This window comes from Rhodoplanes roseus, from assembly GCF_003258865.1.
Lineage (GTDB): Bacteria > Pseudomonadota > Alphaproteobacteria > Rhizobiales > Xanthobacteraceae > Rhodoplanes > Rhodoplanes roseus.
Map to the genome: position 1 here is coordinate 4,483 of NZ_NPEX01000307.1, position 1,956 is coordinate 6,438.

The 1,956-nt window shown below is 70.2% G+C and carries 3 protein-coding genes; all 3 read left to right on the top strand.

The window, feature by feature from the left end; genetic code table 11:
- Positions 1-137: 137 nt before the first annotated feature.
- The 3 genes from bchO (at position 138) to CH341_RS26585 (ending at position 1,804) form a co-directional block, all read left to right on the top strand.
- Entirely contained in the window at positions 138-1,025 is an 888-nt protein-coding gene (gene bchO / locus CH341_RS26575) for an alpha/beta fold hydrolase BchO (RefSeq protein WP_111421976.1), read from the top strand.
- Positions 1,026-1,155: 130 nt separating this feature from the next.
- Entirely contained in the window at positions 1,156-1,395 is a 240-nt protein-coding gene (locus CH341_RS26580) for a hypothetical protein (RefSeq protein WP_146604634.1), read from the top strand.
- 31 nt (positions 1,396-1,426) lie between these two features.
- Positions 1,427-1,804 carry a helix-turn-helix domain-containing protein gene (locus CH341_RS26585; protein ID WP_210208625.1) on the top strand — a complete coding sequence of 126 codons (378 nt, stop codon included), beginning with the start codon at positions 1,427-1,429 and terminating at the stop codon, positions 1,802-1,804.
- The last annotated feature ends 152 nt before the right edge of the window (positions 1,805-1,956 follow it).

Consider the following 1,956-nt stretch of genomic DNA (forward strand, 5'->3'; position numbering starts at 1 on the left):
AAATGAGTCCCTGCCGCCGCGACCGGCGAATGCCGGCCGGACGGCGCAGGATGTCGACTCGGTCGTGATCCGGCCGCGGAGGTGGGTCGTATTTCGGGCTGCGGCTCGACAGATATTTTCAATCGTGACGTTTCAGAATGAATGATCGTCTGGCGTGGGAGCGGGACGGCCGCGACTGGCCGAACCGGGAGGCGAGCCGCTTCGTCGAGGCGGGCGGGATCCACTGGCACGTTCAGACCATGGGGCAGGGGCCGACGCTCCTGCTCCTGCACGGCACCGGCGCCGCGACTCATTCCTGGCGCGACCTGGCGCCGCGTCTCGCCGCGCGCTTCACCGTGGTGGCGCCCGACCTTCCGGGCCACGGCTTCACCCGCATCGCCGACGACACCAGCCTGTCGCTTCCCGGCATGGCGAGCGCCATCCGCGACCTGCTCGCCGCGCTGGCGATCCGGCCCGACCTCGTCGCCGGCCACTCGGCCGGCGCCGCCGTGCTGATCCGCATGACGCTCGACGGCATGATCGCGCCGCGCGGCATCGTCTCGGTCAACGGCGCCCTGATGCCGTTTCGCGGCGTCGCCGGCCACACCTTCGCGCCGATCGCCCGGGTGCTCGCCTCCAACACGCTCACGGCCCGCGCCTTCGCCTGGTGGGCCGAGGGCCGCGGACCGATCCGCGGCATCCTGGCCAGCACCGGCTCGACCATCACGCCCGAGGGCGAGGAGCTGTACGCTCGGCTCGCCCGCAATCCGGGCCACGTCCACGCGGCGCTCGCCATGATGGCGAACTGGGACCTCGAGCCGCTGACCGCCGCGCTGCCGCGTCTGGCGGTGCCGCTGCTGCTGATCGCCGGCGGCCGCGACGGCACGGTGCCGCCCGACGAGTCCTTCCAGGCCCGCGACCGCGTGCCGGGCTCCCGCGTCGTCTGCCTGCGCACCCTGGGCCACCTCGCCCACGAGGAGAAGCCGGCCGAGATCGCCGCCCTTGTGGAAGAGTTCTGGGGCGAGGTCGGGCCGGACGGGCGGTGAGCACCGGCCCTTGAACTGCTGCGCAACTTGCGTAGATAATGGGTCGGCCGGCGATGAAGATCGACCTCGTCGAGGGAGTGGACGGCATCGCGGTCGCCACGATCGATACCGGCCGATTCCGATGATGGTCATGGCCGAGGTCGATCTGGTCGAGCGCTGCCTCTATCTGCGCGGACTGCATCTGCATGGCATCGACGTCGGAGCGAATGCGCTCGGCGTCGCCGTGCTGCGAGACATCGTCCAGGAGGTGATGGAGGCGCTCGATGTCGATTCGATCGTGGTTGGAGGAGCGCGCCGGACCTCGGGTGCGGGTCCGGGACGTGCCCCGGGTCGCCTCCGGTTCACCCGGAAGGTTTCTCCTCGAAAGTGAGCGCGGTCGGCTGAACGCCCCGGGGGCGGCCTTGGCGCTGGCCAAGCGCCATCTGTCGCTGCGCCAGGCCCACACCGCCGTGAACGAGCTGTTCGACCATGGGCGGACGATCGTCGCGCTGCCGATGGTCGAGGACGCCGCGGTTCTGGAGAGCGACCTCGCGGCCTGTGGCGTCACGCTGGCACCCTACGGCGCGCCCGAGGCTGTCGACGTGCGGGCGATCCGCGAGGCGACCGGACTGTCCCAGGAGGGCTTCGCGCTCCAGTTCGGGCTCGATCCGGCGACGCTGCGCAATTGGGAGCAGGGCCGCTCGGAGCCGGACACGGCGGCCCGGAGCTTTCTCCAGACGATCGCGCGCCATCCCGACGCCGTGCGGATGGCGCTCACGGCCGGGAGCACCGAGAGGTGATGCGCGTGCTGCTGGCGCATTCACCGTGATGCATCCGTAAAACCACGAGTCGGGGTTTTGGCGGGCCGCGCAGTCTAGAGCGGTTCCCGATCTGAGTGAATCGCGATGGATTCCCAAATCGGTTCGAAGATGATTCAAGCTGTCTGCCGGAG